This is a genomic window from Streptomyces phaeofaciens, from assembly GCF_014648915.1.
Taxonomy (GTDB): domain Bacteria; phylum Actinomycetota; class Actinomycetes; order Streptomycetales; family Streptomycetaceae; genus Streptomyces; species Streptomyces phaeofaciens.
This window is the reverse complement of sequence record NZ_BMSA01000013.1, coordinates 237971-258264: the sequence shown is the minus strand read 5'-3', so window position 1 is coordinate 258264 and position 20294 is coordinate 237971. Positions and strand designations below refer to the sequence as shown.

Below are 20294 nucleotides of genomic sequence, written 5' to 3'. Positions count from 1 at the left end.
GGCCGCGCCGACAACTCCCGTGGACCGGAGCCGGCCTGATCCGAAAGAAAGGCCCTGGCCGAACCGCGAAACCGGCCGCCCCGGTCACCCGGGCAGGAGCCATCCCGGACCAGGGAATGCGGCGCTGTCGTCGAGTGGTGCGACGGCCGGACAGGGGTGCTGGTGGTGTGCGCCCCCGTCCGGCGTCGTAGCAGGGGCGGGCTGTGGATGATCGGCCCACGGCGGCCGTGGTGGAACGTCGGGGAGCCCGCAGGGGGCTCTACGGCGCAAGGGGCGTCCCCCGATAGAGGGCGGTCGAACGTTTCTGCTGTTCTGGCCGCACCCGACCGCGGGACATGATCACGGTGCCCCACCCTCGGGGCCGCGCACCAGCCCTGGAGGTGGCCGTCCGTGGTCCTCGTCATCGTCGTCGCCGTGCTCGCCCTGCTCGCCGGGCTCGCCGCGAACCGTTACCTGCGGCCGAGGCTGATCACCGCCGACGACGACGAGGGCATGGCGGTCAAGGACCTCGTCGGGCCGCTGCTGACACTGACCGTGCTGCTGCTCGCGTTCGTCCTGGTCACGGCCTCCAGCTCGTACGGGAAGGCCGAGATCGCCTCCCGCGCCGAGGCCCGGGCCGTGGACCAGCTCGTCGAGGCCGCTGAATACGGGCCCGAGGTGCAGCGGGCACAGATCCAGGCCGGAGCCGTCTGCTACGCCCGCGCCGTACGCCACCAGGAATGGCTCACCATGGCCGACGGCTACGGCTCGACCGCCCCCAGCGTGTGGTCGACCGACTTCCGGCAGACCTTCCGGGCCATGCAGGGCGAAGCGGTCTTCGGGATGCTGGTCGCCATCGACAACAACCGCTCCAACGAACGCGAGGAACGCCTCACCCAGGCGACCGCGAGCATCCCTGGCGCCATCTTCTGGTTCCTGCTCGCGACCCTGACCGTCACGGTCGTGGCGCTCGGCATCTGCCTGCCCCGCAGGAACAACCGGGGACAGCTGATCACTCTCACCGTGATCACGGCACTGCTCACCGCGACGCTGGTCATCATCCGGGACGTCGACCGGCCGTTCGGCGGCATCATCAACGTGTCACCGACCGCGATCACCGAGGCCGAACGCCAGGCCACCCGCGACTTCGTCGCGAACCACCCCGCCACCGACCTCCCCTGCGACGCCCACGGCGACCGCACCGCCTGACGGTCCGGCAAAGCATCGGCACCAGCGCCCGTGGTCAGGCCGCTCGTAAGCACGGCCACGTGCAGTCATACGTTCCGTTCTCCAGCCTTGAACGGGCCGGTCGCGGGGGCCACGCACTTCTCGACGACGGTCTCCTGGCCGGCCGCCGAGCCGTCCAGGCAGAGCCGTCCGCCTTGGTCGCGCAGGTCGAGAAGGAACCGCGTGGTCGTACCGGACTGCCGGAGGCCGTGGATGCGCTCGTCGATGTAGCCGAGGCCGTTCAGGACCGCCCTGACCTTGGTCGGAGTGGGATCCGCCAGATCCCGGAGCGCCTGGAAGATTCGCTCCTCATGGAGGTTGCTCGCGCACCAGTCGCGAGCGTTCAACTCCACCTCCGGCCCCGCCGTAGGGGCGATCGGCTCGATCGCGTCGCTCGGCGCTGTCTCCCCGGACGGCAAGGTCCGCGCCGGACCGGTCGGCGGCCCCTTTGGCGAAGCGCTCGGGGGACACTGCTGCGCCACCTCGCCCAGCATCTCTGTGAAGGCCGCGCCGGACCGGACCCCGGCGATGTCGGCGGAGCTGTTCTGCGGTCCGCCGGCGCCCGGCTTCTCGGTGCCGCAGGCGGTGAGCGCCAGTGCGGCGAGAGCTGCCATCGCGAGCATGGGCCGCAGGCGGCGGGGGGAGCGGGTGACCGTGCTGGGCGCGGCAGGGGTTCTTCTCATGCGCCAAGTCTCCGATCAAGCCACCGCCGCCACTTGAGTACGCGTACTCAAGTGAAGAGGAGTACGCGCTCAACTTCGAGAGCTGCCCGGCCTCGCCGTCGACAGGTCTACGGGGTCGGCATCCCGCCCAGCAGCACGGCCACGACCATGTACACCGGGACGGCCAAGGCCACGGCCAGGCCGGCAAGGCAGCCCCACATGGTCAGTCGCACGCTGGTTCTCGCGTAGTCATCGCTCTTCGGCATGTCCATATCCAACAGCGAGAGACACCGACTCTCCGCGTGGGATGTCAGCGGAACAGCCCCGGGAACGGGCAGACCTCCAATGGTTCGTCCGGCCGGTCTGCCCAGCTCCACCAGACATGCCGATCGGCACACCGCCACAGCGACCGGCAGGTCCGTCGGCCGTCGTCCTCCCGCCTGGTGAGCACCAGGCCACCAGACTTCATGGGCCGACTGCATTCGGGACAGGTCGGGGCCTCGTCGGTCATGCGGCGCACCCTAACGGAGCGACTCCTTCTCCCGAACCATCGGCCGGGCGGTCATCGAGGTCCCTGAGGCCGTCATCGCCTGGGCAGGTGAGGTCGCGTACTACTCCGTCGGTGGGTGGATCGTCTGCGGGTGGATCGTCGGCGGGTGCTCCTCGACCCCGTCACCCACCATGTCGCGCCAGTGCTTCTCAGCGGAGCGGACGAGGTCGTCGCCGAGGCGTTCGAGGAATCGGCCTGCCAGGGTCGGCCGGGCTCCGGCGGCGGTTTCGACATCGTCGGCGCCGACGCCTACGGCGATGCCGGCGACGACTTCCGCCAGGGCCTGCGCGAGTATCTCAAGCACGGCAAGCCGATCGCGGCGACCGAATTCGGCTGCTGCACCTATCGAGGCGCCGCTGCCCGCGGAGGCATCGGCTGGTGGGGCGTCGTCGACCACGACGCGGACCCGCCCCGCCTCGACGGCGACTACCTCCGCGACGAAGACGAACAAGCCCGCTACCTGCGACGGCAGTTGGACGTCTTCACCGAGGAAGGCGTGGACACCGCCTTCGTCCGGGCCCGATCCGGCGGTGTCGGTGTCGGTGTCGGACGTCGACGCCAGACATCACTCACGGACTTGACGGTCCTGGAAGTCCACAACGACGGGGACCCCGGCGGCAAGCATCCTCGCCACTACGAGGTCTGACAGTTCTTCGTCACAGATGACCTCGGCCATGGGCGGGTCACCCCTGCGCATCGGCAGATATCCCATGTCGCTTCGGAAGAGGACCCACCGTTCCCGTTCGGTGGTCCACATCTCTTCATACTCCGACAGGTCCCGCTCGCTCAAGAACACCCCCTGAGCGGCAGATTGGCTCGCACCCTCAACCCACCACCCTCCCCACGCCTGCCACGATGTGCCCGCGGCCCGGAACGGCGCCCCTTCCATCCGACGCTCCTCACCGCGGCCGGGGTCGCGCCCCGCGCCGTGATGGAGATCCTCGGGCGCTCCCGGATCAGCATCACCATGGTCGTGTACACGCACGTCGTGCGGTCGCCGTTCATGTCAGCCCTTCTGAACCGGTGCCCCCGGCAGGATTCGAACCTGCGACACCCGCTTTGGGGTTCGATCCGGGCGCGGCCCGGCAGGGGCCCAGCCCGATCGGGACGTACGTGCCGGGCCGCGCTTACGTGTCTACGTCCGGTGCTGTTGATGTCACCTGTGGATGTCAGGGACGTTCAGGGTTGGTCGCCTCTGAGTCCAAGGAAGGCGGCCGGGGTGGGGACCTTGCAGCCGTACGTCAGGGCGAGCACGACGCATCTGGCATCCCGGCGGTCGTAGTCCGTCGCTTCCCTGATCTCGGTGATCGCTTCCTGCCACTTCCCCTGCTGGATCAGCTGTCGCGCTCGCTCCTGCGTGAACCTTGGGACGGGGATTTGGAGGGCGCGGATGATGTCTGCATCCCAGCGCTGTCGCCGCGCACGCCGGATTCGTATCCACGTTCCTATCGACCGCTTCATTGCTTCCCCCAGTAGCACGCGCGGTGGCCTCTAAGACTGGCTGGGTACCGCCTCAACTGGCGGGCCACCATGCAACGCTGAGGCCGGCGCCCATGTGGGACACAGATCTTTGCGAGTTGGCCTCATCTTTATCAGGTCGATCACCGGTGGTCGGCGACGTTGGTCAACCCGCCGTGGTACTCGGCTGACGGTTCGCCGGGGTTCGGCGCTGATCGCTGCCGTCCGGGGTTGTTGGTGTCAGGCGGTGGTGTCAGCTGCCAGGGGCGGACTTGCGAGACCTGCCCTTCACTCACTCATTTTGCGGCATGATTATCGCTCCAGGCGGATCCGGGGCCCGTCTGGACCTCAGCCGACGACAGTCAGCCACGACGGCGGGCGCGCCGACCGACCACGCACGCATGTGCCTCGCCGCACCCCCACCGGCCTCAGCCACGCTGCCGATGGCGTCGCACAGAGCAAGCCGCGTCGGCCGAAGCGTCGTTACGACGCTGTGACGCCCGGCTTCGTCCGTGCGGCCACCCCGTGTCTGCCGGCCAACACGTGACCCGGTCGACCCTTCCCGGCCGTATGCAGCCCGTATCGGCTCCTCCGTGACTGCCGACCGGCTCGGTCCGCCGACGCCTGACGCCCGCGAGGTCGCCCGCACGCGCACACGCCGCGGGGGACGGCGGACATGCTGACGAGCGGCCGCCCCGGGTGCCACCGCCGCGTACGAGCCAGTGGTTCCCCGGCGAGCGGGCCCGCGGAACTCACGGGGCGGAGGACGTGGTCTGCGTCGGCGCCCGTGAGTCGCCGTCCGTCGGCGCCGGGGGTGAGAACGCGAACAGGGCCACCAACGCGGCGACCACCGTCCCCCAGACGCAGATCGCGCCCACGAGATCGCGTGCATGCGGGCCGCCGCCCGTCGCCGCCTGGTCCCTGAGGCGGTACACGGCCACCGCCGCAGCCGTCGCGACCAGCAGGATCAGGACTGCGGTGCCGTCCATGTGCAGTGTCATTGCCGGGCCTTCCGAGGATCGGGGCCTGCCGGCCGGCGTCCGGTGAGGATTCCGGGCGGGCAGGCGCGACCGATGTGCTGCGTCGTGGCGTCGGATCGTGGGACGTAAGGGGCCGGACAGCCGCCGTGCAGGCATCCTGACACGCCGTTTTCACGGTCCCGGGGGATTCCCAACTGTCGTCAGTCGCCCGTGAGTTCAGGAGTGCCTGACGTATGAGGTCAGAGTAGGGGACTCTCCCGGAGCCTCGTCATGAGCCGTATGTGTACAAAGCCGCGGGTCGCACTTTGACGTTCTGCACAAGTCGGTCGGCGCGGGTGACCAGTGCGTCAGGTTCCGGTTCGGCGCGGTGCGGCGTGTCCCTGCCCGATGTCCGCCCCGCCCCCGGCCACCGCGCCACGCGGTGCTGGGGCTCGGCCCCGCCCAGGTGCCTCACGCCCCGTTCAGCGGCCAACTGTTCGCCGCTGCCCCTCCTGGCGCATCTTGTACAGAGGAGTGGATGGGAACGTACCTGTGAGCACCATCCGTGTTGAGACCTCCGCCGCGACCTCCACGCGGGTGGCGGCTGACGCAGGGTTGCGGGTGGTCCGGCTGCGACAGGCGGCACGGCTGCGCCACGCTGCTGACGGCCGGCCGGCGTCGCGCCACGGGTCATCATGGAAATCCTGGGGCACAGCCAGATCGGCATCACGATGGACGTGTACACGTACGTCGTGCACGACACCTGGCGGGAGGCGATCAGCCACATGGACCGGCTGCTCAAGCGCCGTCTGCCCGCCGCCTGAGACACGACTGCCGTCAACCACTACCGTCAAAGGCCCGCCACCTACGGAAATCCGTAGGTGGCGGGCCTTTGACCTGGTGCCCCCGGCAGGATTCGAACCTGCGACACCCGCTTTAGGAGAGCGGTGCTCTATCCCCTGAGCTACGAAGGCAGGGTCGTGACCGTGTGGGTCACAGGCGTCAGCGTACCGGATTCGGGTGGTGGGGGGTGTGGGGTCAGGACGGGGGGACGTGGGTGAAGCGGGCGGTTGTGTGGAGGTCGGATTCGATGTGGGACGCGGTGGTGGTCAGTTCGGGGAGGATGTCCCGTACGCACTCTTCCGTCGTGCGGCGGGCCGCGTGTGCCGTCGTGTTCAGGGCGGCGATCACCCGGCCCGCGCGGTCATGGACGGGGACCGCGATCGAGCGCAGGCCGTCCTCCGGTTCCTCGTCGACCACGGCGTGGGGACGGTTCTCCAGAAGCACCTCTCCCACCGCTCTTCCCTCCGCCGGTACGCGTGTCCCCACCCTGATGTCCGCGCTCATGACGTGGTGGGCCGCCACATGGGCCGTGTACTGGATCTCGCCGGGGCGGTCGGTGAGGGTCGCCAGGGAGGCCGGCTCCTGGATGCGTGCCGCCAGGGACGACAGGTGGGGCATGGCGAGCGCCGACAGTGAGGTGCGGGACAGGGGCGGGAAGCCCAGGGAGAGGACTTGCGGGGTGAGGGTGAAGGCGCGGTCGGAGGACTGGGTGAGCAGGCCCAGGTGTTCGTAGGTGATCAGGGCGCGGCGGGCCGTGGCGCGGGCCAGGCCCGTGGCCTTGGCCACCTCCGAGAGGGTCAGGTGGGTGCGGCCTTCGCCGAAGGCGGTCAGGACGGTGAGGCCGCGGGCGAGGGATTCGATGAACTCGCGGCCGAGTTCCTGCTTCGACGCGCCGGTCCACAGGGCCAGGCCGGCCGGCGGCGGTCCCGGCCGGTGCGGCGGGGCGTGCCGCAGGTCGGACTCCATCGCCGTGACCGCCAGGCGCAGGCGGGGCAGGAGGGTGTCGCGCAGGTCCGCCGCGGTGTGGCGGCTGGTGTGGCTCACGACGCTCGCCACGCAGGCGATCCGGCCGCTGTCCGGGTGCCGTACCGGTACCGAGACCGCCACCAGTCCCGGCTCGATCAGTTGGTCGTCCAGGGACCAGCCGTCCGCGGCCGCCCGCTCGGTCCGTCGTACGAAGTCCTCGGGCGGGGCCGGCCGCGGGGTGGGCGGTACGGCGGGGAAGACGTCGTTCTCGGGGGCCGTCGCGCGGCGGGTGTGCCAGGCGGTCCAGTCGGCGTCCGTCCACTCCGTCGCGAACAGGGGGCCCGGCGCGGTCCGTTCGGCCGGGAGCAGGTCGCCGATGCGGAAGCTGAGGGACATCGCCCGGCGGCGGGTCGCCTGGTGGATGAACCGGATGCCGTCGCGGTCGGCGACGGCCAGGGACACCGATTCGTCCAGTTCGTCGGCGAGCGCGTCCGCCCGGGCGTCCAGCAGGGACGGCAGGCGCAGGGCGGCCAGGTAGGCGTTGCCGAGTTCCATCACCTGGGGGGTCAGGATCGCGTCCCGGCCGTCCATCCGGACGTACCCCATGCGGACGAGGGTGCCGACGACCCGGTCCACGGTGGAGCGGGCCAGGCCGGTGGAGCGTTCGAGCGCGCTCAGGGGCGACGTGCCGCCCGCCGTGGTCAGCTGCCGCAGCACCGCTACCCCGCGCACCAGCGGCGTGACCGCCTCCGCCGGAGCGGGCACCGGCACCGGCACCGGAGGCTCCGGGGCGGCGGCGGGGGACGTCGTCGGGGTCTTCGCGGGCATCGGTCCGTTCTCCGGTCGGGTTCGGCAAGTACGGAGGTGGGTTCGGTAAATACGGAGGAGGGTTGGCGCGTACGACAGGTTCGGCACGTTCTGGAGGTCTGTCTACCGTAGTCGGGGCTCTCGTCGGCGATCAGCCGTCCGTCCTCGTCGCCCCCGTCGCCCCATCGCCCCGTTCCGCTCTACCGCCGTTCCGCCGTCCGGTTCGGTCCCGTCCGCCCTACGGGAACCTCATCCCCGAGTGACCCGCACCCGGTAGTCGCCCTTGAGGTCCGCCCCCATCACCGAGATGCGGATGTCCCGTTTCCGGTCGCGGAAGGACTCGCCGGGGGTGAACGGGGCGTCGGAGAGTTCCGCGTGGACGTTGGGGCTGCGGGTGCAGCCGCCGCTGTCGGTGCGGGAGTCGTAGACCGTCACCGGGCCCATGCCGGTGTCGATGTTCGCGTCGACCTTGTAGATCAGGATCCCGGCGCGGCAGACCGTCTCGTCGTTGCCGCCGCGGGTGCGCAGCTCGACGGCGTAGCCGGTGCGGGTGCCGGTGGGGACGAAGACGAGTTTCGGGCCGCCGCGGCGGGAGAGCGGGGTGAGGGCGTACTCGGTCGTCGTGCCGGGCCGGGCCGCGCAGGCGATCTGGGCCGCGTCCAGCCAGCCGAGCTTCCACTTGTGCCAGCCGAGGAGGTCGTTGTTGGCGCCCCAGTCCTCGCTCATGATGTCCCAGTGGCCGACCGAGCCCCCGCCCTCCTGGGTGTAGAGGTCGGGCAGGCCGAAGACGTGCCCGTTCTCGTGGGGCAGGACGCGGTAGCCGGTGCGGTCGTAGGAGCCGGAGCCGTCGTCCTGGCGGGAGTAGACGAACGACGCGTTGGCGACCGGCACGCCGTCGGCGACCGGGGCCTCCCGGTTCCCGGCGAACGTCACCGACAGGACGGTGTCCAGCGCGGACGGGCCCGCGTTCGGGGTGACCAGGACGTTCAGGAGGTCGTACGCGCGGAAGTCCACCGTCGGGTCGGCGGCGGCCACGATGTCCTGGACGAGTTCCCGGTAGCCGGGGTCGAAGGGCGCGCCGCGTTCTATGCCGTAGGCGCGGAACGGCTTCGGCATCCGCAGCCAGTGCCGGATCGGGGCCTCGGCGCGGTAGTCGAGGCGGCCGTAGGACGCGGCGCGGAACCATTCCTCGGTCTGCGGGAAGAACTCGCGGAAACGGGATCGCGCGCTGCCCCGGCCGGGCGCGTCCGGGAAGTCGATCATCAGGGTGAGGGCGCGGACGGTGCCGGTGGAGCGGGAGTAGCCGCCGGGGGTGGGGACGCCCTCGGACATCTGGACGGTCGCGCCGCCGGTGATCATGCACGGGGCGAGGGCGGAGGAGCGGGCCAGGGAGATGGGGCCGGCGCCGGCCGCCGTGGAGTCGGCGGGTGACACGAGGTGCCCGGTTCCGGCGGAGGTGCTGAGCGCGAAGGTCAGCGCGGTCACGGCGGCGAGGGCGGCGGCGCGGCGCGAGCGTATCCGGCGATGGAGCGGCTCGCCGGCGCGGGCCGGGGCGGGGCGCTGGGGCTGCGGCTGCATGCAGGGGCCTTTCGCTCCAGGCAGCCACCGGTCACCGACTGCACCCTTTCGATCACCCTCTGTCGGGGGGAGTGGGGGCGCGCGTCGGGAGGGCCGATCGTGGGTTACCGGGGGGTATGCGTCCGCTCCTCCGCGGGGTGCGCGCGCCCGCTTGCTATAGGGGTGCGCCCGCGCGTTCCGGGGTGCGTGCACCCGCTCGTTCCGAGGTGCGTGCACCGGCTCAGGACATGTGACTCAGGTCACATCGAAAAACTTCCGCGTCCGGGAAATAACCGGGGACCCCCTCCCCGTTTAGCCATGTGTCCGAGTGAAACGGGGACGCCTTCCCCGGATCGCCGTCCATCCGTCCGAGCCAAGGAGTACGCCGTGCAGACCGCGACCGCGACACCCGCAGTGCGCAAGGCACCCCGGCCCCGCGCCGACGCTCTGCGCAATCGGGAGCGGATCGTCACCGCCGCCCGCGAGATGTTCGTTGAGCTCGGCCCGGACGTGCCGCTCGACGACATCGCCCGCCGGGCCGGCGTCGGCAACGCCACGGTGTACCGCAACTTTCCCGACCGCGACGCGCTCGTCCGCGAGGTCGTCTGCTCGGTGCTGGACCGTACGGTCCAGGCCGGTCAGCTCGCGCTCGCCGAGTCCGGCGACGCGTTCGGGGCGCTGGAGCGATTCGTGCACGCCGCCGCCGACGAGCGGATCAGCGCGCTGTGCCCGATGGTCGCCAGCACCTTCGACCAGCACCACCCCGACCTGGAGGCCGCGCGCGAACGTGCCGAGCGGATCATCGAGGAGGTCATGAACCGCGCCAAGCAGGCCGGGCAGCTCCGGCCGGACGTCGGCGTGGGTGACCTGATGATCGCGGTGGCCCAGCTCAGCCGGCCCCCGGCGGGTACGCCGTGCCTGAGTGCCGACCGGTTCGTCCACCGCCACCTCCAACTTTTCCTGGACGGGCTGCGGGCCCCGGCCCGCTCCACCCTGCCAGGCACCGCCGTGACCATGGAGGATCTGCGTCAGGCCCAGTGAACAGCCGTTGACTCCGTAGCAGTCGGTCAGCCAGTCAGTTCTTAGTCAGTAGCCAGCCAGCCAGCCAGCCAGCCAGCCCGTCAGTCAGTCAGTTGCCAGCGGCGGTCGACGACGACCCTCCGCCCCCTTTCACGCTCTTTTTCCGTCACGAAGTCCTGAAGTGGGTACCTCCATGTCTCAAACAGCCCAGAAGGCTCCCGGCACGACCGGCGTCCCGGACGCCAACCGCTGGAAAGCCCTGGCCTTCATCGCCATCGCCCAGCTGATGGTCGTGCTCGACGCGACCATCGTGAACATCGCGATGCCCTCCGCCCAGCTGGACCTGGGCATCTCCGACGGCAACCGGCAGTGGATCGTCACCGCCTACGCCCTCGCCTTCGGTGGCCTGCTGCTCTTCGGCGGCCGGATCGCCGACCTGTGGGGCCGTAAGCGTGCCTTCGTGACCGGTCTCGGCGGCTTCGCCGCGGCCTCCGCGCTCGGTGGCGCGGCCACCAACGAGGCGATGATGTTCGGCGCCCGCGCGCTCCAGGGCGCGTTCGGCGCGCTCCTCGCGCCCGCCGCGCTCTCCCTGCTCGCCGTGATGTTCACGGACGCCAAGGAGCGTGCCAAGGCGTTCGGCATCTACGGCGCGATCGCCGGTGGTGGCGGCGCTGTCGGTCTGATCCTCGGCGGGTTCCTCACCGAGTACCTGGACTGGCGCTGGACGTTCTTCGTCAACATCCCGTTCGCGATCGTCGCCGCGGCCGGTGCGTACTTCGTCATCCGTGAGCCGCAGGGCGGCCGCAACCGTTCCGCTCTCGACATCCCGGGCGTCATCCTGTCCACCCTCGGTCTGGTCGCCCTGGTCTACGGCTTCACCCGCGCCGAGTCGAACGGCTGGAGCGACTCCCTGACCGTCGGCATGTTCGTCGCCTCGGCGGTGCTGCTGGCCGCGTTCGTGATCGTCGAGTCGAAGGTCAAGGCCCCGCTGCTGCCGCTGCGGGTGATCACCGAGCGCAACCGCGGCGGAATCTACCTCTCCCTCGGCCTCGCGATCATCGCGATGTTCGGTCTGTTCCTCTTCCTGACCTACTACCTCCAGATCGTGAAGGGCTACTCCCCGGTCAAGACCGGCTTCGCGTTCCTGCCGATGATCGTGGGCATGATCACGGGGTCCACCCAGATCGGCACCCGGCTGATGACCCGGGTCGCCCCGCGGCTGCTGATGGGCCCGGGCTTCCTGGTCGCCGCGCTCGGCATGCTGCTGCTGACCCGTCTGGAGATCGGCTCCTCGTACGCGGCCCTGCTGCTGCCGGCGATGCTGCTGCTCGGTCTCGGCATGGGTACGGCGTTCATGCCGGCCATGTCCCTGGCCACGTACGGCATCGAGCCGCGTGATGCCGGTGTCGCCTCCGCGATGGTCAACACCTCGCAGCAGGTGGGCGGCGCGATCGGCACCGCCCTGCTGAACACGATCGCCGCGTCCGCGACGACGTCGTACATCAAGGACCACATCGCGTCGGCCTCCTCCAAGCCGCAGCAGCAGCTGGTGCAGCTGGAGGGCATGGTCGAGGGCTACACCAGCGCGATCTGGTTCGCCGTCGGCATCCTGGTGGTCGCCGCCACGATCGCCTTCACCCTGGTCAACGCCGGCCGCCCGGACATGGGCCCGGTGGCGGGCTCGGGCGAGCGGGACGCCGAGGACGCCATGCCGGTCCCGGTGGTCGCCCACTGACCCACCCGGGACGCGCGTGACACGCGTGACGTGCGTGACGACTGGGCCTTACCAGGACAGGTTGTCCTAGCGGAGCCAGGGAAGGTCCGCACCCGCTTCGTTCGGCTGAAGTCCCTCGGCGATGATCTGCATGATCTCGCCGAGGGACTTCTGCTGTTCGGAGCTGAGCCGGTCGAAGACCGCGTTGCGTACGGCGGTGACGTGCCCCGGCGCGGAGCGGGCGAGCACCTCCAGGCCCTGCTCGGTCAGGACCGCGAACTGTCCGCGTTTGTCGGAGGGACAGTCCTCGCGCCGCACCCAGCCGTTCTTCTCCAGACGGGCGATCGCGTGGGAGAGCCGGGAACGGGTGATCTTGGCGTGCATGGCCAGCTCGGTCATCCGCAGCCGGCGGCGCGGGGCGTCGGCGAGCTTCACCAGGAGGCCGTAGTAGACGTGGGGCATGCCCGCATCCCGCTGGAGCTGGCGGTCCATGTGGTCCTCGAGGAGCGTGGTCGCGTGCACGTAGGAGCGCCAGACGCTCTGCTCCTCGTCGGTGAGCCATCGGAGCTCTTCGGCGGGGGTGGATGCCTTCTTCATGTACTCCACTGTAAGGGCCTGCTCCTTGAATTTTAAACAAATGGGGCATATTCTGTGGAGCGTTGACGTTTTAGATTTCAAGCAAGCTGTCGAGCAAGCTGTCGAGTGCCGGCCCCGGAGCGAGGGGCCGAGCCGCCGGAGGGAGTCACCGCCATGTCCGCCGCCACCCAGGAACGCGCCGTTCCGCAGGAGCGCATGCCCGCCCTGTACCTCAGCCATGGCGCTCCGCCGCTCGCGGACGACCCGATCTGGCCGGGCGAGCTCGCCGCCTGGTCCGCCGGCCTGCCCCGCCCCAAGGCGATCCTCATGGTCTCCGCCCACTGGGAGGAGGCCCCGCTCGCCCTCGGCGCCGTCGACCCCGTCCCCCTGGTCTACGACTTCTGGGGCTTCCCCGAGCACTACTACCAGGTGAAGTACGGCGCCCCGGGCGCGCCCGCGCTGGCCGAGAGCGTCCGCAAGCTGCTGCGCGCCCCCGGGGCACCCGTCCAGGACATCCCCGACCGCGGCCTGGACCACGGCGCGTACGTGCCGCTCGTCGAGATGTTCCCGGCCGCCGACATCCCCGTCCTGCAGATCTCCATGCCGACCCTCGACCCCGTCCGGCTCATGGAGATCGGCCGCAAGCTCGCGCCCCTGCGCGACGAGGGCGTCCTGATCGTCGGCTCCGGGTTCTTCACCCACAACCTCGCCGCCCTGCGCCAGGGCGGGGTGCCCAGCTGGTCGGTGGAGTTCGACGACTGGGGCCGGCGCGCCATGGAGGCCCGTGACTGGGACTCCCTGCTCGACTTCCTCCACAAGGCGCCGGCCGGCCGGTACGCCCACCCGCGCACCGAGCACTTCGCGCCGCTCTTCGTGACCATGGGCGCGGCGGAGATGTCCGGCGAGCTGGACGCGCAGAGGTCGGTGATCGACGGGTTCTGGATGGGGCTGGCGAAGCGGTCGGTGCAGTTCGGCTGAATGTCGCCCGCGGAACCGGGGAGTCGGACGGCGCCCGCGGTCCGGGGGAGGTGGATGTCTCCCGCGGACCGGGGGGTTGAGCGTCCCCGTCGTCCGGGGGAGGGGGTGACGGTCACGGTCGGCTGTGGGTCACAGCTCCTTCTCGTACCAGGCGACGTCCCAGTAGCGGTCGAACTTCCGGCCCACCTCGCGGTAGGTGCCGACGTACCGGAAGCCGAAGCGTTCGTGCAGGCGCACGGAGGCTTCGTTGGGCTGGGCCACGCCCGCGTACGCCCGGTGCACGTCCTCACCGGCCAGCGCCTCGAAGAGCGCCTCGTAGAGGAGCGTGCCGATGCCGCGGCCGCCGGCGTCCGGGCGGAGGTAGACCGACACCTCGACCGAGGTCGCGTAGGCGGCCTTCGGCCGGTGAGGGCTGGATGTGGCGTACCCCAGGATTTCCTGTGAGTCCGCGTCGACGGCAACCTTCAGCCGGTACGGGCCGTCTTCAAGGTGGGAGAGCAGCCAAGGGCGGCGCTCTTCCGTAGTGAGAACCGCGGTATCAAAGGTGATGGGCGTCTCACGTACGTAGTGGTTGTAGAGGTCGGTGAGGGCGTCGAGATCGGCCTCGACTCCTGGCCTGACCTGCAGCTCTGTACGTTCTGGCGCCATCCTGCCTCCTCGTGTGGCCGGACAGGGTACTGCATGATCAGAAAAATCGGGGTGCGGGTTGGGAATTCTGTCCTGATTCCAGTCGTTGTTTCCATCGGATGCAGGGCACCCGAGCAGAGTCCCGGTGAGAGTCCGGGGCGAGCTGAGCGAGTGCTCGGTGCCCACGGACCACCCGCTGACCCACCATCGCAAGGGAGCACGCATGGCAACCCGTGCCGTCGCCCGTCGTAAGTCCGCCACCGGCGAGACGGCCGACGCGGCAAGCAGTGTTCGCGTCCACGGCGGCGAAATCGCCGACCGCGATCTGGTCGGCATGTACCTCGACGAGATTGCGCGCACACCGCTGCTCGACGCCGCCAAGGAGGTCGAGCTGTCCCAGATCATCGAGGCGGGTGTGTTCGCGCGGCAGGTGCTGGACGGATCCGAGGAGTCCAAGGCCGACGCGACCCGCGCCGAGCTGGAAGAGCTGTTCGCCGCCGGTGAGCGGGCCAAGGACGTCTTCATCCGCTCCAACCTCCGGCTGGTCGTCGCGGTCGCCCGCCGCTACCCCCGCAGTGGACTGCCGCTCCTCGACCTGATCCAGGAGGGCAACGCCGGACTGGTGCGCGCGGTCGAGAAGTTCGACTACCGCAAGGGCTTCAAGTTCTCCACGTACGCCACCTGGTGGATCCGCCAGGCGATCACCCGCTCCATCGCGGACCAGTCGCGCACCATCCGGCTGCCCGTCCACCTCGTGGAGGAGCTGGGCCGGATCCGCCGCGTCCAGCGCGAGTTCAACCGGGAGCACGGCCGTGAGCCCGAGCCCGCGGAGATCGCCGCGGAACTCGGCTCCACGCCGGAGCGCGTCACCGACGTGCTGGACTGGGCCCGTGACCCGGTCTCCCTCAACATGCCGGTCGACGACGAGGGAGAGACGCAGTTCGGCGACCTGCTCGAGGACACGTCCGCGGTCTCGCCCGAGCAGTCCGTCCTCACGCTGCTGCGCAGCGAGGAACTCGACGGTCTCATCGACCGTCTCGACCCCCGCACCGCCTCCATCATCAAGATGCGGTACGGCATCGACGACGGCCGCGAGCGCACGCTCACCGAGGTCGGCAAGCAGCACGGACTGACCCGCGAGCGCATCCGGCAGATCGAGAAGCACGCGCTGCTGGAGCTGAAGAAGCTGGCACGGGACACGGGGTTCGAAGCGGCGGCGTAACACGCCGCGCCGCGTGGGGCGGTGACAGGGTGTCGTGCGGGGCGGCTGCGCCGTGCCGGGAGTTGACGCCGGCACGGTGGTGTCGGGCGGTGGTGCAGGGGCGGGTTCGGCCGGTTCGGCCGGCCGTTTCCGCCCGCGTGCGCCAGGTGGCGAAAGCCCGCGCAAACATGGCGATACAACGCCGCTTCAACCCATGGGGGTGGGGGGAACATGACTTCAGGGCACGGGAGTTCGGACCATTCGGACCTTTGAAGCCCGCACGGTGAGATCTGTCCGACCCTGCGTTCCCCAGCCCCGGAGTCCCTGAGTCGTCCGAGCCCCAGAGCCCTCCAGCGATCAGAGCCCCTGAGTCCCTGAGTCGTCCGAGTTCCGCAGCCACAGAGCCACGTCCCGTCGCACATCCCCCCCGGCGCCGGGACCTTCCCCGAGTCGGGCTTCGGCGCCCCTCCCCCTGGGCGCCGGGGCCCGGCTCGCTCTTGTGCGCGGGGCGGGTGCGGGGGCGCGGGAGCGAGGGGGTTCTCCGTCGGATTCCGGGGTGCCGTGTGTGTTCCGGGGGCGGATTGCGTTCGGAAACGTGGGCAACGTGCGAGTGCGCAGGGGAGAGCGGGGCACCCCGTACCTGAACCACGGGGTGGCCCGCCCGGATGGCAGATTGTGCCACATGGGCATAGCCTGCCGACGTGATCAGCTCCACCCCCGCATCGGCTTCGCTGACCGAGCGGCGCAAAGCGGCCACCCGGATGGAGATCGCCCGGGCAGCGGCCGGTCTCTTCGTCGGCCGCGGCCTGAAGGCCACCCGGGCCGAGGACATCGCCCACGCGGCGGGCATCGCCCCCCGCACCTTCTACCGGTACTTCGCGACCAAGGAGGAGGCCGTCGCCCCGCTCTACTCGGCGGGCGCCCAGCGCTGGGCGCAGGCGGTCCGCGAGGCCCCGGCCGAGCTTCCTGTGCCGGAGGCGCTGGAGCATGCCGTACGGCACACCCTGGTCCCGGGTCGTGCGGTGTCGGCGGCGTCCTGGGAATGGGTCCGCACCCTGATCCGGCTGGCGGGGGCCAGCCCGGCGCTGGGCAAGGTGTGGGCCGAGGTCTGCCACACCTCGGAGGTCGCGCTGGCGGAGGTGCTCGTGGAGCGGGCGGGAGCGGAACACGGGGCTTCGGGGCACGGGGTTTCGGAGGACGAGGCTTCGGAGGACCGGATTCCGGAGGGCGGGGCTTCGGAGCGGCCGGCGTCGCGGGAGGTGGGAGCGCGGCTCGGGCCGGAGCGGATCGGGCGCGGCGAAGACGTCGTGGGCCGGACAGGGCAGGCGCGGATCGGGCCGCACCAGCTTTTCACCGCGGCCGTGGTCAGCGCCGCCGTCCGGGTCGCCGTGGAGAGCTGGGCCGCCACCGACACCCCTCCCACCGGACCGGAGGGCCCGGCGGAACTGGCGCTGCGCAATCTGCGGGCCCTGCGCGGGTTCGCGTGGGGCGAGCACGAACCGCCGGACGGGCCCTAGGCTCCCGGACCGGCCCCGGACGCGCCCCGGGGGTGCGCCCTGCACCCCCGCGCCCCTCACCACAGGGCGCGGCCCCGGCTACTTCCGGCCGTCCCCGGCCCGCGCCAACCGTCCGCCCAACTCCTGCACGCGCTCCACCAGTTCCCCCGGCCCCCGCACGGAGAACTCGCACCCCACCAGCGCCATCCGCATCGCGATCCACTCCACCGGATCACTGGTCGTCGCGCGCAGCCGGCAGCCGCCGTCGCCGGTCTCCTCGGGCTGCCCCAGCCATGCGGGGAGCCGTGCGGCCACCCAGTCCGCCGGTGCCGCGAAGGTGACGTCGTACTCGTACTCGTACGCTTCCGGCCGTCGGTGGATCGACTGCCGCAGGTATTCGGCCGCGCTCCCGTTGGGCAGCTCGCGGGGGGTGAACCGGGCGCCGGTGGCGAACGGGTCGCTCACGCGGTCGACGCGGAACGTGCGCCAGTCGGCGCGGTCGAGGTCGTAGGCCACGAGGTACCAGCGCCGGCCCGTGGACACCAGCCGGTACGGCTCGGTGAGGCGGCGGGACTCGGTGCCGTCCTTCGCGCGGTAGGCGAACCGCAGCCGCTCCTGGCCGGCCACCGTCGACGCCATGACGGTCAGCGTCTCGGGGGCGATGCTCGCGCCGTCGCCGCTGGTCAGGGGTGTGGTGGCGGCCTGGAGGGTGGAGACGCGGTGGCGGAGGCGGGCCGGCAGCACCTGTTCCAGTTTGGCCAGCGCGCGCACCGACGCCTCGTCCACGCCCTCGAGCGCGTGCCCGGCGCCCGCGCGCAGGCCGACCGCGATCGCCACCGCCTCCTCGTCGTCGAGCACCAGCGGCGGCATCGCCTTGCCCGCGACCAGGCGGTACCCGCCGTCCGAGCCCTTGGTCGCCTGGACGGGATAGCCCAGTTCGCGCAGCCGGTCGATGTCCCGCCGCACCGTACGGCGGGACACGCCGAGCCGCCCGGCGAGCTCGCCGCCGGGCCATTCGCGGGGCGTCTGGAGGAGGGAGAGAAGCTGGAGCAGCCGAGCCGGGGTGTCCGTCGTCATAATTCGAGGATGCCGCACCACTAGGACGTGATCTGACCTAATGGGGCTCTAGATTTACGTCATGACCTCCACCGAAACCCTCGTGGACAGCACCGCGCCCGCGCCGGACCGCCGTCGCTGGTTCGCTCTCGCGATCGTGATGACCGCAGCCTTCATGGATCTTGTCGACGTGACGATCGTCAACATCGCGATCCCGTCCATCCAGGCGGAAGCGGGTGCCTCCGACAGCCAGATCCAATGGATAACGGCCGGTTACGCGCTCGCCTTCGCCGCGGGCCTGATCACCGGCGGTCGGCTGGGTGACATCCACGGCCGCAAGCGGCTGTTCCTGCTCGGGATCGGTGGCTTCACCCTGGCGTCCGCGCTCTGCGGCTTCGCGGCCAACCCGGAGATGCTCGTCGCCTCCCGCATCCTCCAGGGCGGCATGGCGGCCCTGATGGTGCCCCAGGTGCTGTCGATCGTGCACGCCACCTTCCCGGCGCACGAACGCGGCAAGGTCTTCGGGCTGTTCGGCGCGATCGTCGGCCTCGGCGCGGTCTCCGGGCCGCTGCTCGGCGCGCTGCTGACGGAGTGGAACCTGTTCGGGCTCGAATGGCGGCCGATCTTCCTGATCAACCTGCCCGTCGGTATCGCGGGCCTGATCCTCGGCAGCCGCTTCATCACCGAATCCAAGGCGCCGAAGGCCCTGAAGCTGGACCTCGTCGGTGTCGCGCTCGTGACGCTCGGCATGCTGATGCTGATCTACCCGCTCACCCGGGGCCGCGAGCTGGGCTGGCCGCTGTGGGGGCACCTGTCGATGGCCGGCGCGCTGGTCGTGTTCGGGGCGCTCGTCGCGTACGAACGGCGCAAGGCCGAGCGGGACGGCTCGCCGCTGATCGAGCTCTCGCTGTTCCGGGTGAAGAGCTTCGCGGCCGGTATCGCCGTGCAGACCGTCTTCGGTGTCGGCCTCGGCATCTTCTTCCTGGTCTGGACGCTGTACATGCAGATCGGCCTGGGCTGGACCCCGCTGCACGCCGGGCTGACCGGGGTCCCGTTCTCGATCGCCGTCTCCATGGCCGCCGGGCTCTCCGTCCAGAAGCTGGTCCCGCGCTTCGGCCGCAAGGTGCTCCAGGCGGGTGCGCTGACCATGACCGTCGGCGTCCTGCTCTACATCTGGGAGTCCGAGCGCTACGGCCTCGGCATCGCCTCCTGGCAGATGGCGCTCCCGCTGGTCGTGATGGGTGCCGGCATGGGCCTGATCGTGGCTCCGCTGACCGACGCGGTGCTGTCGGAGGTGCCGCGCGAGCACGCCGGTTCGGCGTCCGGGCTGATCAACACCGTGCAGCAGATGGGCAACGCGCTCGGGCTCGGCCTGGTGTCGGTGGTCTTCTTCGGTGAGATCGGCGACCGGCTGACCCGGACCGAGGTGGGCCCCGCCTTCGTGAACGCCTTCCAGCACGCGCTGGGATGGGTGGCCGCGGTGATGGCGGCGATCTTCCTGCTGATGTTCGCCCTGCCGAAGCGGCCGGCGCAGCACCTGGAGGGCGCCGAGGACACCACGGACTCCTCGGGGGCGGCCCCCTCCGAGGACCGGGAGAGCGCGCTCGCGGGCTGAGCGACGGCTTCCGCCGAAGGGCCCGGCACCCATGGGGGTGCCGGGCCCTTCGGCGTACCCACACCCCATGGAAGTCCGTTCATGCCCGAATGATGCCTGAGCCTGTTTACTTTCCGGAAATCCGGGCGTAGCCTCCCAGCGAAACCACAAGTTCGGGCACGAGTCGGACATGGGCCGGGCATCGGTCGGGCATCGGCGGGAAACCGGACATCGGCGAGAAAGCAGTCGGAGGCGAGCGGACATGTACGCACCGGAGCGGCAGCAGGAGATCCTGCGGCTCGCCCGTGAGGGCGGCCGGGTGGACGTCCTGTCGTTGGCCGAGGAGTTCCAGGTCACGGCGGAGACGATCCGCCGCGATCTGAAGGCCCTCGACCGCGCCGGCCTGGTGCGCCGGGTCCACGGCGGTGCCATACCGGCCGGCCGTCTCGACTTCGAGCCGGACCTCGCCGAACGCGAGGGCACGTCCACCGACGAGAAGGACCGCATCGCCAAGGCGGCCCTGACGGAACTGCCGTCCGAGGGCACGGTGATCCTCGACGCCGGTACGACCATCGCCCGCCTGGCCGCCGCCCTCCCGCTGGAGGCCGAGCTGACCGTCGTCACGCACAGCCTGCCCATCGCGGCCCGCCTCGCGGACCACCCCGGCATGCAGCTCCACCTCGTCGGGGGGCGCGTCCGGCACCGTACGCGCGCCGCCGTGGACGCCTGGGCGCTGCGCGCGTACGGCGAGATCCGCGCCGACGTCCTGTTCGTCGCCGCCAACGGCTTCTCCGCCGAGCACGGACTGACCACCCCCGACCTCGCCGAGGCCGCGGTGAAGCGGGCGGCCGTCGCCGCCGCCCGCCGGGTGGTACTGCTCGCCGACTCCTCCAAGCACGGCCAGGAGCACTTCGCCCGCTTCGGCGACCTGAGCGACGTGGACCTCCTGATCACCGACAGCGGGCTGAGCCCCGAGGACGCGGCCGCCATCGAGCGAGGCGGCACGGAGGTGGTACGGGCATGA

At 70.8% G+C, this 20294-nt stretch carries 17 protein-coding genes, 2 tRNA genes and 1 pseudogene; 10 read left to right on the top strand and 10 right to left on the bottom strand.

Annotation, left to right across the window (positions count from 1 at the left end; translation table 11 throughout):
- Nucleotides 1-390: 390 nt before the first annotated feature.
- The gene (locus IE275_RS22975; protein ID WP_189713237.1) at nucleotides 391-1188 is read left to right on the top strand and encodes a bestrophin-like domain; all 798 of its coding nucleotides are present in this window, start codon (nucleotides 391-393) and stop codon (nucleotides 1186-1188) included.
- Nucleotides 1189-1253: 65 nt separating this feature from the next.
- On the opposite strand, the gene IE275_RS46020 is transcribed toward IE275_RS22975, so the two are convergent.
- Entirely contained in the window at nucleotides 1254-1889 is a 636-nt protein-coding gene (locus IE275_RS46020) for a hypothetical protein (protein ID WP_229870449.1), read from the bottom strand.
- A 107-nt stretch (nucleotides 1890-1996) separates the two neighbouring features.
- Nucleotides 1997-2134, bottom strand: coding sequence for a hypothetical protein (locus IE275_RS22965; RefSeq protein WP_189713236.1), 138 nt, complete (start codon nucleotides 2132-2134; stop codon nucleotides 1997-1999).
- 390 nt (nucleotides 2135-2524) lie between these two features.
- On the opposite strand from IE275_RS22965, the gene IE275_RS22960 reads away from it, so the two are divergent.
- A complete protein-coding gene (locus tag IE275_RS22960; RefSeq protein ID WP_189713235.1) occupies nucleotides 2525-3064 on the top strand; it encodes a glycoside hydrolase family 113 protein in 540 nt (179 codons plus the stop codon).
- Nucleotides 3065-3442: 378 nt separating this feature from the next.
- On the opposite strand, the gene IE275_RS22955 is transcribed toward IE275_RS22960, so the two are convergent.
- Together IE275_RS22955 and IE275_RS22950 are read right to left on the bottom strand one after the other, a co-directional pair.
- Nucleotides 3443-3511 (bottom strand) — tRNA-OTHER (locus tag IE275_RS22955).
- A gap of 1117 nt (nucleotides 3512-4628) precedes the next feature.
- Nucleotides 4629-4865 (bottom strand): hypothetical protein, encoded by a 237-nt coding sequence (locus IE275_RS22950; protein ID WP_189713234.1) that lies wholly within the window; start codon nucleotides 4863-4865, stop codon nucleotides 4629-4631.
- Nucleotides 4866-5426: 561 nt separating this feature from the next.
- Between IE275_RS22950 and IE275_RS22945 the strand changes: the two are divergent.
- Nucleotides 5427-5659: pseudogene (locus IE275_RS22945) on the top strand (tyrosine-type recombinase/integrase); the annotation flags it as partial.
- A gap of 74 nt (nucleotides 5660-5733) precedes the next feature.
- On the opposite strand, the gene IE275_RS22940 reads toward IE275_RS22945, so the two are convergent.
- The 3 genes from IE275_RS22940 to IE275_RS22930 form a co-directional block, all read right to left on the bottom strand.
- Nucleotides 5734-5809: transfer RNA gene (locus IE275_RS22940), tRNA-Arg, on the bottom strand.
- 64 nt (nucleotides 5810-5873) lie between these two features.
- Nucleotides 5874-7472, bottom strand: a complete 1599-nt coding sequence (locus IE275_RS22935; RefSeq protein ID WP_189713233.1) for an IclR family transcriptional regulator domain-containing protein — start codon at nucleotides 7470-7472, stop codon at nucleotides 5874-5876.
- Between the two features lie 228 nt (nucleotides 7473-7700).
- Nucleotides 7701-9029 carry a M6 family metalloprotease domain-containing protein gene (locus tag IE275_RS22930; protein ID WP_189713232.1) on the bottom strand — a complete coding sequence of 443 codons (1329 nt, stop codon included), beginning with the start codon at nucleotides 9027-9029 and terminating at the stop codon, nucleotides 7701-7703.
- Between the two features lie 366 nt (nucleotides 9030-9395).
- Here IE275_RS22930 and IE275_RS22925 point away from each other — a divergent pair, with 366 nt between their 5' ends.
- On the top strand, nucleotides 9396-10049 hold the full coding sequence (locus IE275_RS22925; protein ID WP_229870448.1) for a TetR/AcrR family transcriptional regulator: 654 nt from the start codon (nucleotides 9396-9398) through the stop codon (nucleotides 10047-10049).
- A 172-nt stretch (nucleotides 10050-10221) separates the two neighbouring features.
- Nucleotides 10222-11763 (top strand): MFS transporter, encoded by a 1542-nt coding sequence (locus IE275_RS22920; RefSeq protein WP_189713230.1) that lies wholly within the window; start codon nucleotides 10222-10224, stop codon nucleotides 11761-11763.
- A gap of 66 nt (nucleotides 11764-11829) precedes the next feature.
- Here IE275_RS22920 and IE275_RS22915 read toward each other — a convergent pair whose 3' ends face one another.
- Nucleotides 11830-12339, bottom strand: a complete 510-nt coding sequence (locus tag IE275_RS22915; protein WP_189713229.1) for a MarR family winged helix-turn-helix transcriptional regulator — start codon at nucleotides 12337-12339, stop codon at nucleotides 11830-11832.
- A 153-nt stretch (nucleotides 12340-12492) separates the two neighbouring features.
- On the opposite strand from IE275_RS22915, the gene IE275_RS22910 reads away from it, so the two are divergent.
- Nucleotides 12493-13296 carry a dioxygenase family protein gene (locus IE275_RS22910; protein WP_189713228.1) on the top strand — a complete coding sequence of 268 codons (804 nt, stop codon included), beginning with the start codon at nucleotides 12493-12495 and terminating at the stop codon, nucleotides 13294-13296.
- Nucleotides 13297-13425: 129 nt separating this feature from the next.
- On the opposite strand, the gene IE275_RS22905 is transcribed toward IE275_RS22910, so the two are convergent.
- The gene (locus tag IE275_RS22905; protein ID WP_189713227.1) at nucleotides 13426-13944 is read right to left on the bottom strand and encodes a GNAT family N-acetyltransferase; all 519 of its coding nucleotides are present in this window, start codon (nucleotides 13942-13944) and stop codon (nucleotides 13426-13428) included.
- Nucleotides 13945-14146: 202 nt separating this feature from the next.
- On the opposite strand from IE275_RS22905, the gene IE275_RS22900 reads away from it, so the two are divergent.
- Entirely contained in the window at nucleotides 14147-15145 is a 999-nt protein-coding gene (locus IE275_RS22900) for a sigma-70 family RNA polymerase sigma factor (RefSeq protein ID WP_189713226.1), read from the top strand.
- 740 nt (nucleotides 15146-15885) lie between these two features.
- Entirely contained in the window at nucleotides 15886-16641 is a 756-nt protein-coding gene (locus tag IE275_RS22895) for a TetR family transcriptional regulator (protein WP_189713254.1), read from the top strand.
- A 78-nt stretch (nucleotides 16642-16719) separates the two neighbouring features.
- Here the strand turns inward: IE275_RS22895 and IE275_RS22890 are convergent, their stop codons facing one another.
- On the bottom strand, nucleotides 16720-17697 hold the full coding sequence (locus IE275_RS22890) for a helix-turn-helix transcriptional regulator (protein ID WP_189713225.1): 978 nt from the start codon (nucleotides 17695-17697) through the stop codon (nucleotides 16720-16722).
- A gap of 61 nt (nucleotides 17698-17758) precedes the next feature.
- Between IE275_RS22890 and IE275_RS22885 the strand changes: the two genes are divergently transcribed.
- Both IE275_RS22885 and IE275_RS22880 read left to right on the top strand, forming a co-directional pair.
- Complete coding sequence (locus IE275_RS22885; protein ID WP_189713224.1) at nucleotides 17759-19291, top strand: MFS transporter; 1533 nt, start codon at nucleotides 17759-17761, stop codon at nucleotides 19289-19291.
- 241 nt (nucleotides 19292-19532) lie between these two features.
- Nucleotides 19533-20294 carry a DeoR/GlpR family DNA-binding transcription regulator gene (locus tag IE275_RS22880; RefSeq protein WP_189713223.1) on the top strand — a complete coding sequence of 254 codons (762 nt, stop codon included), beginning with the start codon at nucleotides 19533-19535 and terminating at the stop codon, nucleotides 20292-20294.